The organism is Pantoea sp. PNA 14-12 (assembly GCF_004364735.1).
GTDB lineage: Bacteria > Pseudomonadota > Gammaproteobacteria > Enterobacterales > Enterobacteriaceae > Pantoea > Pantoea stewartii.
Genome location: NZ_SOAJ01000001.1, coordinates 1,559,844 through 1,573,900, shown reverse-complemented (window position 1 = coordinate 1,573,900; position 14,057 = coordinate 1,559,844). Strand labels below are relative to the sequence as shown.

Genomic DNA, 14,057 nt, shown 5'->3' with positions numbered 1-14,057 from the left:
TAAGCATACCTGACGAATTTGGCGTGAACAGGACGTCATGTAAAGGAGAAGAGAATGACCACACTGGAAATTTGTTGCTATGGGGTGGATTGTGCCTTAACCGCTCAACAGGCGGGGGCCGATCGAATTGAACTCTGTGCGGCACCGCGTGAAGGCGGCCTGACACCTTCTGCTGGCATGCTGGAAGTCGCCCGTCGTGACATTTCTGTTCCGGTGCATCCTATTGTCCGCCCGCGCGGCGGAGATTTTTGCTATTCCAGCCGGGAGTTCGAGGCAATGAAATCGGATGTCGCGCGGATTCGCGAACTGGGCTTTCCGGGCGTAGTGTTAGGGATGCTGGATGAAGATGCCCATATTCATGTGGGGCAGATGCGGCAGATCATGGCGCTGTGCGACGGCATGGCGGTGACCTTCCATCGCGCCTTCGATCTCTGCCACCGGCCAAAACGTTCGCTCGATGTTTTAACCGATTTTGGCGTGAAACGTATCCTCACTTCCGGGCAGCAGCAGAGTGCGGAAAACGGAATTGCATTATTGAGGGAACTTAATGAATACAGCAGCGGTCCTATCATTATGGCAGGTGCTGGCGTTCGTTTAAGTAACCTGCAAAAGTTTCTTGATGCAGATATTCGTGAGGTACACAGCTCGGCAAGCCACCTGGTGGCATCACCGATGCGTTACCGCAAAGCGGGTGTTTCCATGTGTTCCGAAGCCGAAATTGATGAGTTCAGCCGTTACTGCGTCGATGGTGATGTTGTAGAGGCAATGAAAAGTGTCATGCAAATGAATACCGCCCGGGTGGCCTGACTCATAACCAGTTTTGCCGCGCAGCACGCCGATTGATGACGTGATGTTTGCAAGTACCAAACCCCAGCACATTTGCTGGGGTATTTTTTATCCAAAACAATAGGTTAATGTCAAATGGGTGCTCATGGGGACCCTTTGCTTGTGAAAATAAACCGTAAAAGCACTGAAATCAACGACAATTTGAAGACTACGATTTCCTGTTCGGAAAAAAAGCCCGACTCATTAGCCGGGCAATCAGAGTTTCAAGTATTCAATTCCTAGCATAAATTGACTGATGGATTTGCCTGCTCTCGGCACGCTGCTTGTCAATGTAATCTGCGAGGTCTGCAATATGAATCATCCTTGGTGCTTTCTGACTGTCGCCGGTTCTAAATGTTGGAATTGGAAGTTTATTATCTGCTGCCTTTCGCTCTGCGGTGAAAGCCTTCATTCCAAAATACTTCTCGCATACCTGACTAAGCGGTACAGCAGCAGTTTCGTATTCAGCCATCAGTAAAAACATTGTGTTCATGCATCACCTCTACTTTGACACCCGCTGCGCTAATAGCTGATAGCGCTTTGCTCATATATTTAGTTTCCCCTTCAGCTACCGCGTAAGCTCTGATCGCATTAACTTCGCTAGCGTCATCAATGTTGGGTCTGCAAACGGCCGGTAACCTTATCATCTTTTCTCTTTTTGATATTGGATAGCCCTCAGCAATGAATTCTGCCAACGGTATGCCGAACCCCGCCGCACTACGTTCACATGTTTCCAGCTTGGGTGAATTGCTTTTCATTACATCCTGAAGCGTTGATTTTGAAATTGACGCACGCTCTGCGAACTGACTCAAGTAAAGCCCCTGGCGGCGGCACAACTTGCGTACTGCCAGGCTAAGAGAAAATTTATATTTCATGGTTCCTCTTTAGCGTTATTACGCTCGATTTCTTCCAACAGTAATTTCGCCATGCAGTGCACAATATTTTCACGTGGCCAGAACTCCATGAGGCGTTTCAGGTGCCGAGGATCCCGCGCTAACTGATCGTTCTGTGCGATCATTACTTCGGTGGCGGTGACGTGTCTCATTGCATAATCTCCGCTTTGGCTAAGGCGCTCTTAAGCACCTGCATAAATTCTTTACGGGATGACACGCGCCACTCCCAGATATTGTCGTCACGCTGAATCCAGTTGGCGGGCGACGCCACAAAGCTGGCCGCCTCAGCCAACACAGTGCTGCGCTGCTGCTCTTTTTCGAACGCTTCCAACAGGAGTGTCAAAAGCTCTGCCTGTGGCGCTGGCAGGCTTTCCAGTAGATTTAGCGCGCTTTGCTTTAGGTGACTTACGTTCGTCATTGGCTCTAACCTCAATCACTTTTACTGGTACCGGACGTGGTGCATTTATGCCGTTACGGATGTTGGCGCGGCGGCGCATTCCCCAGACGATCAGCGCTGTGTGATCGCAACCATCGTCGGGCTCAAACCGCCTGGCATATTTAAGGCCGATGAAATCGTGGCTCATATCTATTTCCTTAACCGGCCCCGAAGGGCCGACGAGTTATGCGGCGTATTCGGGTTTCATGTCGGCCAGAGTGACGCTGTACTGTTCTTCCAGTTCTGCGCCCAGATGACGTTTGTTGCTGGTGTACAGGCGTTCCAGCGCGGCGAATGCATCACTGGCACCATCAGCGCCGGGTTTAGGCAGTTCGTTAATCGCCTGGTTGAGTTTTTCGATCGCGGTCAGCAGGTAGAACCGGGCAACGGCACGATTTTTAATTCGACAAACAGCGCGGTACCGAGGCTGGATTTTGCTTTATCGATCTCACCGCGCAGGGTCTGTACGACTGCCGGAGCATCTGCATTGATGATGGCCAGACGAAATTTTTCGGCTAAGTCCACTGTGTTAGTCGCAGGCTGAGTATCGGCCTGCGCTGGCTCTGCTGCGGCTGCGGAATTTTCCGGTGATGCTGCCGAAGAAAGACCGGCCAGATTTACGCGTGATTCTGGCGCGTCGAATACTTCACGCTCCTGACGTTCTTCCGTTTCGTCTGGCGTGTACACACCTAAAATCACATCCGGGCAATAGAGACGCGCCCAGCGTTTGGTTGCGAGGTAGGCCAGTTGCTGGCGGGGATCACTGGCCCACAATGTTGAGTTACGCACCTGCGCCTGTGACAGCAAAATAGTCAGTTCGCGGGGCTCGTTTTCATTTTTGAGCGTCGCCCAGACCTTTACCCCAATGCCCGCCTCATCTTTCAGGCTCCAGGCCGGAGCAATATATTTGTTGCCCTTGGAACTGGTTTTTTCTTCAAAGCGGCCAATGACGTTTTCCCACGGGCCAAACCAATCGAAGTGAAGGCGGTCTTTTGTTGGCGACATGGTATTGATCACTGCGTTAACCAGTTGAGCCTCATAGCCCAGGGTGCCGCTAACGATATGGGTTTTCTGGGCAACGGCGAACGGGTCAAGGCCCCAACGCGCGGCTTGCATGACAACTGCCATGCATGCTTCTGGTTTGCCCCTGAAATGTGCCGGCACACATTCCCCGCTGGCCGCCATAACGGTGGCCAGTGACTGCATGCGATTAAATAAATCGCCGTTGGTCAGAATCGAAATGTTGTCGATTTTCTGATTCTTGTTTTCTGAGGCTACGATTTCGGTAGTCATAATCTGGTTTCCTTAAACGGGGCGCAGCATTTCAAGACGGCGCAAATCAAAATCATTCAGTTCATCGGTGTAATCGTCGGTAATCGGGGCAGGCCAGATGCCGGTGTCATACGCGCGGGCAATAGCTGACATGGTGCGGTGATATTCGAGCGAGCCCAGTTCAAGCAAATCCTGTGACGCCTCAATAACCGCTACCCAGTGGTAGCCAGGGTCTTTGTTGACGAAGATCCAAAAGAACTGATCGAAGCCAGCAACCTCGGAATACATCGCCGCGCTGAGGTGGTAATCGCGCTCTGTGATTTCGCGGTGCAGGCGGGGCGTAAATAGCCCTGCTTAATGCGGCCCATGCTGGTGGTTTTCAGGTCAGCAGCAATGCGTATTCCGTCGATTTCCAGTTCAATATCTGGACGTACGCGCACCTCTAAACCGGTTTCGTCATCCATACCGAAGTAACTAACCTCGTTAACACGTGACGGGTGGTTAAGTAGGTTTGCGACTGATGGGTGACGCAGCAGTGCAGTGCGTATATCTGTCGCCAGGCTCATCTGTGATGAAGTCAGAATGGTTTTGTGGCAATTGTCGTTCAGCCATTTTTGCTCAAACTCGTCTGCGAAGATTGCATCAGGTTTCACGGCACGAATGGCCTCCTGTAATTCTTCCTTTTTGCCGGTGAGTTTCAGTTGTTCGGCTTTCGGCTTATCCGCGTTAAATTCACGGATGAATGCCTTGAGTGAATCGGTGTTAGTGAATGCGCCTGCGGGGATACCGGGGAAAATAGCGAATTCCTGTTCCAGCTTTTCTGGTTCAAGCGCCAGCGTATGTACTAGGGTGCCGAACGTCAGCACGTCGGTGACTTCACGCTGAATTACGCCAGTGACGTGGCGGCCGTGGAAATACATCAGGCTGATCCGGGCATCTTTAACCATGCTGCTGCTGATACCGCTGGCGGCATGGTATGCCTCGTTTGGAATATTTTCATAAAGGCCAGGCTCAAACACAGCAGGGAATGTTTCAGCTATATCAGCGATTTCCGGCACCACTTCCGTTTTTTCACTCTCATTTGAGGTGGTTTCTGCTGGCTCTGCTGTTACCGGTTCTGCTACTGGCGCATGAGTTTCCACCTGTGGCGCGGCGGTTTCACCCAGCAGGGCAGTGACATCAAATATGCCGTTACCCATATTTTTAATAGGCTCGTCAGCCACTGGCACCGCCGTTGTTGCAGGGGCAGGCTCTGGCTCAGGTGTTATGGCATTATTTGTGCTGTGAGCAGCCGCAAGCGTTTCCTGTGACGGATTGGCGTGGTCTGTTTCGGCCAGGGTTGAATTGATGTAGTACTGCAACTGCCCCGGGGTAAGGTGAATGTCTTCCGGCGCAGAGCGGATTAAAGCAAAGATAGCCGCGCGTGAGTTATCAAGGATGCCGGGCGTGTTGCTCAGGGCGCGATTCCATGCTGCACAGGGATCATTACGTTCGGCGACCATTTCCTTCGCCCTACGGAAAATCGGCGTAGGGATTTCGTAAATGTCAAAATCAGACGGGAACAGGGCGCAGGCAATTTCGATACCCAGCGTTTGCAGGGTATGTTCATAGTCAGGATTGCGATCAGTTTTGATACCGCCGCCCGCCGTGGCACCGCTGGCGGTTTTCTCTGTCACAGTGGAGGTGGTCACGGTTTGAGATTTGCCAGTGATACGGGCAGCCCATTTCGCCGTAACGTCACTGCGGCGACTGTGATTACCCTAGGCGCGGGCAGAGGCATCATTGTGCGCATCCAGCCATTCGCCAGTGAATTTCAGCAGGTCAGAAACCTGCGGAACGGCGGTACCGGGCACCCACACGGATTTAGCCGCTTCAACCCATTCTGCAACCGTTAGCCGGTAGGCGTGTTGCAACTGCATCACTTTGGTATTGCGGGCCACCAGCAGCAGGTTTTGCGGATAGGATTCGTCGGTATCCATCGCCAGCGCAGTTACCGCGGCTAAATCCACTTTGGTGTATTCGCGTTGAGTGCCAAAAATCCACGCACCGATAACAGCCTGTTCAACGGTCAAATCTTCCAGGGCAATAATGCCGTCCAGCGTGGTTTCAGTTTCAACGACAGGATCAACCGTTGCTGGTGCAGCGGGTTCAGCAGTGGTTGAGCCTTCGGCGCCAGGGTTTTTTTCCCAGTTCATTTTGTCGCTGGCAAGCTGGTAGCGCTCACACCATGAGGAATCGAGCACACCCTCTGGCGGCAGATCGTCAACCACATGGAAATTGGTCACAGCAGGAGAAAAGAAATCTTCCTCACTGAGTCCGGCATCTTCCATAGCGTTGGCGGCATCGCGAGTGACGCGGTTTTTACTGGCGCGCGTTTCCCAGAAAACGTGGTCTTTCTGGCCTGCTTTTTTCTTGGCGCGCAGATATACGAAGAAAGGTTTAAGTGCAGTCATGGCCGGTTCCTCAGTGTCTTACAGCGGCAGAGATAATTGCGGACATAACGACAGCAGCCGGATTTTCATCAGAGGCGATTTGTACTGCATCAACGTCCAGGCCAGTTTTCCATGCGAACAGGGTACGCAGGGCGCAGTTAGGGCAGTGCTCATCGCTAATACGGCCAGCGGCATTAAAAGCAGTTGTGATGTCATCAGCTTTACTCACGCTGATATAACCAATAATTTCACCGGCAACAGAAATAGAATCAACACGGTGATTTTCATTAGCAATTACGCTGGCGGGTTCTAATTCAACGGCAAAGTTAAGCGCCATAATTAATCTTCCTTTTCTGATTTCAGAATGTGGATTTACCTGACGCATGCGCCACGGGATATATTTGTGCTGAGATTTAATTAACTTGCGGTTGCCCGCGATTATTTAAAACAACTTCAATTTTTTCACTGGTAATGCGGACACTTTTAAAAACAGACCGTGCATAAAGCCCTTTATCGACGTTGGCAGACGCCAGCCATGATTTACCGTTGTAGCGGATCAGCGTGCCCGGAAGCACATCACGGCGGGGCAATAAAGCGGTACCGTACATGGTGATCTCCTTAACCTTGACCGTGAAAACATGAAACGTGTTGCAAACGGTCTGGCGGAAATTCAGGACGATGCGCCGCAGCAGGTAGAGCAGGTTGCCGAAATTTTTAACACGCTCTTTGGTCAGTTGCGTGCGGCTTTCCCGGCTGCCATGGCAAATCTGCGCACCCAGGAGGAATTAAACGAATTCCGGCGCCAGTGGCTTTTGTCATTTCGCGAGAACGGGATCACCACAATGGCGCAGGTCAACGCTGGCATGCGGGCAGCCCGTAAACAGGAAAAACCCTTCCTGCCGTCGCCTGGCCAGTTCGTCGCCTGGTGCCGTGAGGGCAAAGGCGCATTGGGGATTACCGCCGCTGAGGTGCTTAAAGAGTTCTGGCACTGGCGCAGGACGGTTTTCCGGTACCCCACCAGCGAACAATACCCATGGTCACAGGCGGTTATGTATCACATCTGCCTGGAACTACGCCGCCGCAGCAATGAGCGTCAGCTTACCGAACCTGAACTGCTGGCCGAGGCTAAAAAGCTGATTCAGTATTGGGATGACCGCGTTACTGAGGGCAAGCCTGTGCCACCCGTTCGCAAGGCTTTATCAGCACCAGCACAGGACAGCGGCCCAACGCCTGCCGCGATTCTTAAGGCTGAATATCTGCGCCGAAAAGGGATGGTGTGATATGGCTCAAATGCATCTGGTTAAAACCTCTGCCACAACCATGATGGTGGCCAACGCTGAAGCCGCCGAAGTGCTGGCGCGCATCAAAACCGGTGCCTAGCTGAGTTGCGACGTGCGTCAGGCGCGTAATTACAATTTCCACAAACGCTTTTTTGCACTGCTGAATCTGGGCTTTGAGTACTGGACGCCCACGGCTGGCGCTGTGCTGGAATCCGAGAAATCGTTACTGCGCCAGTACGTGGATTACCTCAGTACGCTGACCGGCCAGCAAAGCGTGTTAAGTGAAACCCTGGACGAATTTCTGTCGCGTACAGGAGCCAATCGCGCTGAGGGTGTGGCGCTGGTTAAGTCGTTCGAAGCATTCCGCAAATGGGCGGTAATGACGGCCGGCTTTTACGACGAATATATTTTGCCCGATGGCACTCAGCGCCGCGAAGCCAAATCAATTTCGTTCGCCAACATGAAAGAGCACGAATTTCAGGAGGTTTACAAAGCGGTTCTTAATGTCCTCTGGTATCAAATCCTGTTTCGTAAATTCGACAGCCAGCAGGCAGCAGAGAACGCTGCCGCGCAGCTACAGGAGTTTGCCGCATGACAAATATCCGCAAGGAAGCGCGTGGCCGCAATTGCCTGGTGAGAATTCCCAGCATATGTAATCACAATCCTGAAACCACAGTACTGGCGCATTATCGCCTTTCCGATTCATGCGGTACCGGAATTAAACCGCCAGACATACAAGGCGCTTTCGCATGTAACGCCTGTCACGATGCCATAGACGGCAGAATTAAAACTGATTTTACCCGCGATAAACTCCGCCTGTATCACGCAGAGGGCGTTTTTCGCACACAGCAATTGCTTATCGATGAGCCGTTAATATTTTCATAATAATTATCTGGGGTGAGGCTATGCGTGATATTCAACAGGTTCTTGAGCGCCGGGGGGCGTGGTCATGCTCTGGCGGCGATAACGTAGGATACGCGCCAATAGCGGCGGGCTTTAAGGGGGTATTTCCGTCGAAGCAACGTAGCCGCGCCTCATGCACTGACAAAGACGGAATTACTATCGATCGCTGCATGGCACGGCTCATGAAAAATAATTTCGATATGTATGATCTGCTGGTGGATTACTACATCTACCGTAAAACTTTTATGCAGCTTGCCCGGTTACATGGCTGCTCTGATACGTATATTGGCAAACAGTTGCAGAAAGCAGAGGGTGTTGTGGAGGGCATGCTTTTAATGTTGGATATTCAACTGGAAATGGATCCTCACGTAGAGCATGATGGTTTTGCAAAGAAAGCGTCTTAATTTCTGCATTTCCAAAATTCTTAAAGAGATTATTAAGCTATGAAAAAAACAATACTCATTGCAATTTTATTAATTTCTGGGTGTGCTTCTTCGACTGGAAAACCAGTTGAAGTTGTAAATGCTGACCGTTCTGCTGGAATAGTGACTGTTGGGTTTGTCAAATCTGATAGTCTCCCTCTCAGTGATGATGGAAGCGGTGCAAGATGGGGTGATGCTGTAGGTATAGCAGCTAAAGTTTGCTCTAAGTGGGGTTACAAAAGTGCAGAAGAATTAACGCCCCATGCAAGGATTGAAGGCATGAGAAATGGATATGGAATGTTGCTTAATGGCAGTATTACAAAACAGTATCAATGCGTTGGTGATTAGAAGTTAAAGAAAAAGTTTACGATCGTAAAAAACAGATATTCTGCTAAGGGTGGTCACTACGCCACACAGCTTATAAGCCTCGCCTCTGTGCGGGGCTTTTTTATTTCCTTTCCCGCTACTCACAGCTTCCGTCAACTCACGGAGGTATTCACATGGGCAAAACTATGCCAGACAAAATAGCGTCAACCCTGTATTACGGTACATCTGGCGGGTTAATTGTAGGCGGCTGGGGCGGCTGGTTTGAATGGTTCCACGGTCTTGACTGGAATTTTATCGGCTTATCCAGCGGCGTGCTGCTGGGTATCGCAACATTCGCAGTCAACGTTTATTACAAACGCCGCGATGATGCCCGCAAAGAGGCGTCTCACCAGTTTGATATTGAGCAGGATCGTTTACGCACAGAGGCAATCCAGAATCTGGCGCAGCGGTCATCGAAATTAACTTCCAGCGATTCGCCAGCAGTAATCGCCGCGCTTAACACAACAATCAAAAGCGTGGACGGTAAAAATGGCGATGTCACCCAGTCTTAAAAAGACCCTGAGCGCGGCAATGGTAGCCCTGATAGCTGGTGGCGCCACTGCCCCCGTTCTGATGGATCAGTTTCAGCAGGAAAAAGAGGGTTCACGCCTCATTGCATACGCCGACAACGGAGGCATCTGGACGATATGCGGCGGCGTGACGCGTGTTAATGGCAAGCCGGTTGTAAAGGGCATGCGTCTGAACGCTGACCAGTGCCGTGCTATCGACAGAGCAGAATAGGCCAAAGCGTTAGCCTGGGTAGATAAAAACGTACACGTTCCACTGACCGAACCGCAGAAGGTTGGCATAGCGTCATTCTGTCCGTGGAATATCGGCCCCGGTAAATGCCTGCCATCAACGTTCTACCGGAAATTAAACAGCGGTGATCGTAAAGGCGCATGCGCTGAAATTAAGCGCTGGATATTCGACGGCGGGAAAGATTGCCGCATTCGCTCTAATGGCTGTTACGGACAGGTTATCCGCCGTGACCAGGAATCAGAGCTTACCTGCTGGGGGCTGGATCTATGACGTGGCTTAAAGCGAATGTGAGCCTGGTAGCGGCAATTCTGCTGGTGGTGTTAATAGCTGGCCTGATACTTGCCACCAGCCATTACCGAAACAGCGCGGTGAAGTTTAAAGAGCAGCGCGACGGCTGGAAAACTCAGGCAGAGCAGCAGCAGGAGACAATTAACGATATGCAGCGTCGCCAGCGTTCAGTTGCTGCGCTTGATGCCAAATACACAAAGGAACTTAACGATGCTAAAGCAACTATCAATCAGCTTAAGCTTGATGTTGATTCTGGCAAGCGCAGGTTGCGACTCAACGCCACCTGTAAGCCAGCCACGACCGGCCCCGCCAGCGCCACCGGCATGGCTGATGCTGCCACCCCCAGACTTACAGACTCCGCTCAACGGGATTATTTCACCCTCAGAGATAGAATCGAAATAGCAGGGAAGCAGATAGCGGGATTACAGCAGTACATCACTGAGCAATGTCAATGAACGCTAATGTTTTAGTGGTTTTTTCCGATAACGAATTTTTACGTTAAGGAGAGAATCATGAGCGAGAATTACAGTAAGGGCCAGAAAAAGACGATCTTTAGTTTGAGTGTCATAACCGTGGCGCTGTCTTTTTTCTGGTTTGCTAAAGAAAACTGGGAATTAGAAAAACACTTCGTTAGCCTTCAGGGATGGCCTTGGTTCGTAAGGCTAAACGTTGAGCCTTTAGTAACTTTTTTTGCAAGTTCGATCCCTGTAGTGACGCTCTATTGGCCCTTCAAAGCACGCTACACCTCTACAAGGCTTAAGGATTCAATTGTTGTTGATATGCATAACAGTAAGCGCATTGAAATAGGAGAGGACAAATACAAGTTTATTGCTCATCTCGGGACTAACTCTCCGACCTCTGTGCACCTTATAGTTAGGTATGACCCAAACACTCAGTTGAGTGGTGTTGCAAATGACGTTGGTTTTTTTAATGAAGTTAAGGACGTTACGAAATATCGTCTTACCAATGAAGATAAATCACCGGACCGCGATGACGTTATCATTTTGCAGAACAGATACGGTAGATACGCCCTTCTTAAAATTACGGAAATTTCGAGTTCAACAGGCGATACTCAAGGGCAAATAATCAAAGTGGATTACGTGATTAATAGTGAACATGCTATTGATTTTTCATAAAGACTGATTCTTATGATGGCGGTGGCAAGCGATTACAAAGCTGTCACCGCACTTCTTATCGCGCGCGTCTTTTCGCGCACGTGCGCGCGGTAAAGAGGGAAATGCGGTTATCGTTTTTTTTTTGAAAAAAATCACTGCACCATAAATTCAGGAAAACCCAGAAAACGGGCGTTTCGATTTGTTTTGAGGCTATGCATTTTTGGGCCTGTTTTATGCACCGTTTATGCAGTGTCGTTTTGTGGCTTTCGCCTGGATAACTGAGGAAAACGCAGGTTTCACGGTGACATTTCAATTTGGCATGCTGGCGAAGTGCGCATTAGACCTATTATGTTAAAAGCGGTCTGTTTTCGTGAAATTATCCTCTGCACCCGCTGCCGTTCTGCCTGACTGTCAGGTGTTGGCCTGCTGTGATATAACTGGCGAAACATTACTCTGGGATTAGAAAAATGAAAAAATTAATTGGTGTTTTGTTCGTTATGGCGTTGGCCGGTTGTGGAACGACACAATCAGACCACAGCCAAACGAACTACAAACCGTTACCAGCCTCAGCGCCTGCATCGGAGAGAATCGCGCAGATTCAACAGAAGTGTGAATCCGAGAACCATTTTGAGGGCAATAAGCAAGAAGTTAATATGTGGCTGTGTGAGTATACCAACGCCGTTCTGTCTCAGTTTTATGATGTCAATTCCTACGCCGGTAAGTATTGCAATGTACGAATTAAGCAACCCGAAGGGCAGATGCCTGTTTCAATAAAATCTGAGGGTGGCGATCCTGGACTTTGTTCAGCGGTTATCGGTGTTATCAAAGAAACGATCAAGGCTGGCATATTCCCTAAAATGCCAAAAGTTCTCGGTGGCGAGGTAGCGTCGAGATTCGCGCCGAATTGATCTAAACCAGAAACGACAACCCGCTACGGCGGGTTTTTTTATGTCTGAAAATTGAGGTGAACCGATGGAACAAAGTAAACCAAACGGCGGCCGCGGTCGCCCACGTAGAACCAAAATCGAAACACCTGGCGCAGACGAGAACACCAGTCAGCCGACAATTCAGGAGCAGGTGAGCGAGATCGTCGCCAGTACCACCCCAGCGCCTCACAGTGAAACTATGGCGGAGCAGGTAGCGGTAGAAGCTGAAAAGGGAAACGTAATTAACATGTACCACGCTGCAAAACCAAAAATTGGCGATAAGTGGGCTGGCATGGTGCTGAATAAGCATGGCTGGGCGGCCATTGATTCAGAGGAGTAATAACCATGGCAGCAGGTGGAGTTGGTTCATCCGTTGGCGGGGCTGCTGGAGATAATGGCAGTGGTGGGGGAAGTAATGGTTACGGCGGCCGCACTGGTGGATTGTTTGGCGGCTCAGTCTCCGGTGTAGGTTTTAATCGTGGTGGTGGCTATTCGTGGAGTAACGATAAGGCGCTTAATAACACATTGCTAGATGGGCCTTTTGCTGGAAGTTCAGTCACTGCCAAAGGCGGCTGGACAATGGGAACCTCGCCAAATGGCAATAACGGTGGGAGTAACAGCGGCAACGGGGGGAATAGCGGCAGCAATGCTGGCAGTGCCTGGGGGCAATACAGCTTTGCTGATCTACAGCGCATGGCTAGCCAGGCACAGCAGGCGTTAACGAATCCACGGCTTAACGGGTTTAATCGAGTTATCCAGCAAGCCTCTTTGAACAACATTCAGCAGGAGATTAACCGTAGGGGGCCAGAGCAGGCAGCACAGCAAACATCCCAACAGGCAGCCGCAGCAGAAGCCGCGCGACAGGCAGAGGCAGCCCGCATTGCTGAACAGCAGCGCCAGCAGCGTATCCAGGCCGAAACAGCACAGCGCCAGAGCCTGCAACAGCAACTTGGCAGCACTGACAGCATCGAGGCCACCGGCGTTGGCAACAGCCAGGGCGGTAACGTGGTATTCACTACCGCACCCGCCAACGGGCTTGAAGTATTGATCAAGCGCGCCACGCCATACACTCGCCAGACTGATTACGCAGACAACGGCGATCTGCTGGCTGACGTAGTCAACGATGATTTTGATCGCATCTGGCTGGCACTCCAGGAGATTAACGCCAGCTTTTCGAGCTCAATCAGTAAACCCGTTGGCGGTAACTGGGATGCGCAGGGACTCAGGCTAACCGGCCTCGCTGATGGTTCTCAGCCGCAGGATGCCGTTACTTACAATCAGCTTTTTACGGTTAACGGATCGGCGGGACAGAGTGCCACGGCGGCCGCTGGCAGCGCCACGGTAGCAAAAAACAGTGAAAGCAATGCGGCCAGCAGTCAGCAGGCGGCAGCCTCAAGTGCAAGCGCAGCATCTGTTTCAGCAGGTAATTCCAGCGACAGCGCAAATCTGGCTCAGAATTGGGCGGCTAATCCGGTAGGCACTGAGGTGACTGGAGGGAAATTTTCAGCCCTGCATTACGCATCAAAAGCCAGTGACAGCGCAGCCAGTGCATCGAATTCAGCAGCCAATGCGTCAACGTCAGCTACTAACGCCTCTAATTCAGCAGGCGCGGCGGCGCAATCAGCAACAAGCGCTAAATCTGATGCTGACCGCGCGCAGTCAGCAAACCCAGAGAACCAACTTAAAAAAGCCAGCAACCTTAGTGATGTAGCCGACAAAGCAGCCGCCTGGGCGAACATTGTAAAATTTGGTACCGACGCAAGTTCAGCGGCTGTCGGTAACGACCCTCGCATTCTCGACTCATTCAAGGGAGCAGATGTTACCGGTACGCCATGGAGTCAGTTAACTTTGACAGGTGGCTGGTCAGTGGCTGGAAGAGCGGTGTTTAGGAAAATATTGGGGCTGACATTTATCGATCTGCATGCGGCAGGCGGAAACACTGGAGACGGAACAATTTTGGCAACGCTTCCAACCGGCTACCGACCGCCAGCTTCTATCCATGCTGTGCCATTTGCGGTCGGGGCATCCGCAAACATACCGCCTCGCTTAGTTATCAGCAATGACGGAACAATCAGAATTTACAACACAGGCGGAAATGCAGATATGCACCTGACAATCAACTTCTGTATTCAGTAATGAG

General features: G+C 50.9%; 21 protein-coding genes and 2 pseudogenes. 13 read left to right on the top strand and 10 right to left on the bottom strand.

Translation table 11 applies throughout. The features are described from left to right. Window positions 1–54: 54 nt before the first annotated feature. Window positions 55–807 carry a copper homeostasis protein CutC gene (gene cutC, locus C7434_RS07495; RefSeq protein WP_033741990.1) on the top strand — a complete coding sequence of 251 codons (753 nt, stop codon included), beginning with the start codon at window positions 55–57 and terminating at the stop codon, window positions 805–807. Window positions 808–1,057: 250 nt separating this feature from the next. On the opposite strand, the gene C7434_RS07490 is transcribed toward cutC, so the two are convergent. The 10 genes from C7434_RS07490 to C7434_RS07460 form a co-directional block, all read right to left on the bottom strand. Further along, window positions 1,058–1,318: a pyocin activator PrtN family protein gene (locus tag C7434_RS07490; RefSeq protein WP_133745285.1), complete on the bottom strand. Its 261-nt coding sequence runs from the start codon at window positions 1,316–1,318 to the stop codon at window positions 1,058–1,060. Then, the gene (locus tag C7434_RS07485) at window positions 1,290–1,700 is read right to left on the bottom strand and encodes a helix-turn-helix transcriptional regulator (RefSeq protein WP_133745284.1); all 411 of its coding nucleotides are present in this window, start codon (window positions 1,698–1,700) and stop codon (window positions 1,290–1,292) included. Before C7434_RS07485 ends, C7434_RS07490 begins: the two co-directional genes overlap by 29 nt. Continuing rightward, complete coding sequence (locus C7434_RS21945; RefSeq protein ID WP_166649048.1) at window positions 1,697–1,870, bottom strand: hypothetical protein; 174 nt, start codon at window positions 1,868–1,870, stop codon at window positions 1,697–1,699. Before C7434_RS21945 ends, C7434_RS07485 begins: the two co-directional genes overlap by 4 nt. After that, window positions 1,867–2,061, bottom strand: a complete 195-nt coding sequence (locus C7434_RS07480) for a hypothetical protein (RefSeq protein WP_133745283.1) — start codon at window positions 2,059–2,061, stop codon at window positions 1,867–1,869. The genes C7434_RS21945 and C7434_RS07480 overlap by 4 nt, the downstream gene beginning before the upstream one ends. 459 nt (window positions 2,062–2,520) lie before the next feature. Continuing rightward, entirely contained in the window at window positions 2,521–3,360 is an 840-nt protein-coding gene (locus tag C7434_RS07475; protein WP_226374527.1) for a RecT family recombinase, read from the bottom strand. 99 nt (window positions 3,361–3,459) lie between these two features. Beyond that, window positions 3,460–3,615, bottom strand: coding sequence for a hypothetical protein (locus C7434_RS22170; RefSeq protein ID WP_226374492.1), 156 nt, complete (start codon window positions 3,613–3,615; stop codon window positions 3,460–3,462). Window positions 3,616–3,638: 23 nt separating this feature from the next. Continuing rightward, window positions 3,639–4,928, bottom strand: coding sequence for a PD-(D/E)XK nuclease-like domain-containing protein (locus C7434_RS22165; RefSeq protein WP_226374491.1), 1,290 nt, complete (start codon window positions 4,926–4,928; stop codon window positions 3,639–3,641). 258 nt (window positions 4,929–5,186) lie between these two features. Next, window positions 5,187–5,879 (bottom strand): RecE family exodeoxyribonuclease, encoded by a 693-nt coding sequence (locus C7434_RS22160; protein ID WP_226374490.1) that lies wholly within the window; start codon window positions 5,877–5,879, stop codon window positions 5,187–5,189. A 10-nt stretch (window positions 5,880–5,889) separates the two neighbouring features. Next, entirely contained in the window at window positions 5,890–6,195 is a 306-nt protein-coding gene (locus tag C7434_RS07465; RefSeq protein ID WP_133745281.1) for a hypothetical protein, read from the bottom strand. Window positions 6,196–6,271: 76 nt separating this feature from the next. Further along, on the bottom strand, window positions 6,272–6,466 hold the full coding sequence (locus C7434_RS07460) for a cell division protein FtsZ (protein WP_133745280.1): 195 nt from the start codon (window positions 6,464–6,466) through the stop codon (window positions 6,272–6,274). A 30-nt stretch (window positions 6,467–6,496) separates the two neighbouring features. Here C7434_RS07460 and C7434_RS07455 point away from each other — a divergent pair, with 30 nt between their 5' ends. The 12 genes and pseudogenes from C7434_RS07455 to C7434_RS07400 all read left to right on the top strand — a co-directional run bounded on the left by C7434_RS07455 (window position 6,497) and on the right by C7434_RS07400 (window position 14,053). Then, complete coding sequence (locus C7434_RS07455) at window positions 6,497–7,138, top strand: replication protein P (protein WP_133745279.1); 642 nt, start codon at window positions 6,497–6,499, stop codon at window positions 7,136–7,138. Window position 7,139: 1 nt separating this feature from the next. Next, window positions 7,140–7,733: pseudogene (locus C7434_RS07450) on the top strand (DUF1367 family protein). Next, window positions 7,730–8,023 carry a DUF1364 domain-containing protein gene (locus C7434_RS07445; protein ID WP_133745278.1) on the top strand — a complete coding sequence of 98 codons (294 nt, stop codon included), beginning with the start codon at window positions 7,730–7,732 and terminating at the stop codon, window positions 8,021–8,023. Before C7434_RS07450 ends, C7434_RS07445 begins: the two are co-directional and overlap by 4 nt. A gap of 20 nt (window positions 8,024–8,043) precedes the next feature. Beyond that, a complete protein-coding gene (locus tag C7434_RS07440) occupies window positions 8,044–8,445 on the top strand; it encodes an antiterminator Q family protein (RefSeq protein WP_133745277.1) in 402 nt (133 codons plus the stop codon). Between the two features lie 39 nt (window positions 8,446–8,484). Beyond that, a complete protein-coding gene (locus tag C7434_RS07435) occupies window positions 8,485–8,811 on the top strand; it encodes a hypothetical protein (protein ID WP_133745276.1) in 327 nt (108 codons plus the stop codon). Between the two features lie 152 nt (window positions 8,812–8,963). Next, window positions 8,964–9,341 carry a phage holin gene (locus C7434_RS21940; RefSeq protein WP_166649047.1) on the top strand — a complete coding sequence of 126 codons (378 nt, stop codon included), beginning with the start codon at window positions 8,964–8,966 and terminating at the stop codon, window positions 9,339–9,341. Then, window positions 9,319–9,858, top strand: a pseudogene (locus C7434_RS07425) (lysozyme). Before C7434_RS21940 ends, C7434_RS07425 begins: the two are co-directional and overlap by 23 nt. After that, window positions 9,855–10,331 carry a lysis protein gene (locus C7434_RS07420; RefSeq protein ID WP_133745275.1) on the top strand — a complete coding sequence of 159 codons (477 nt, stop codon included), beginning with the start codon at window positions 9,855–9,857 and terminating at the stop codon, window positions 10,329–10,331. Before C7434_RS07425 ends, C7434_RS07420 begins: the two are co-directional and overlap by 4 nt. A gap of 57 nt (window positions 10,332–10,388) precedes the next feature. Next, window positions 10,389–11,012 (top strand): hypothetical protein, encoded by a 624-nt coding sequence (locus C7434_RS07415; RefSeq protein WP_133745274.1) that lies wholly within the window; start codon window positions 10,389–10,391, stop codon window positions 11,010–11,012. 446 nt (window positions 11,013–11,458) lie between these two features. Then, a complete protein-coding gene (locus C7434_RS07410; RefSeq protein WP_133745273.1) occupies window positions 11,459–11,899 on the top strand; it encodes a cell envelope integrity TolA C-terminal domain-containing protein in 441 nt (146 codons plus the stop codon). 64 nt (window positions 11,900–11,963) lie between these two features. Then, complete coding sequence (locus tag C7434_RS07405; protein ID WP_133745272.1) at window positions 11,964–12,257, top strand: hypothetical protein; 294 nt, start codon at window positions 11,964–11,966, stop codon at window positions 12,255–12,257. A gap of 5 nt (window positions 12,258–12,262) precedes the next feature. Next, window positions 12,263–14,053 carry a phage tail fiber protein gene (locus C7434_RS07400; protein ID WP_133745271.1) on the top strand — a complete coding sequence of 597 codons (1,791 nt, stop codon included), beginning with the start codon at window positions 12,263–12,265 and terminating at the stop codon, window positions 14,051–14,053. The last annotated feature ends 4 nt before the right edge of the window (window positions 14,054–14,057 follow it).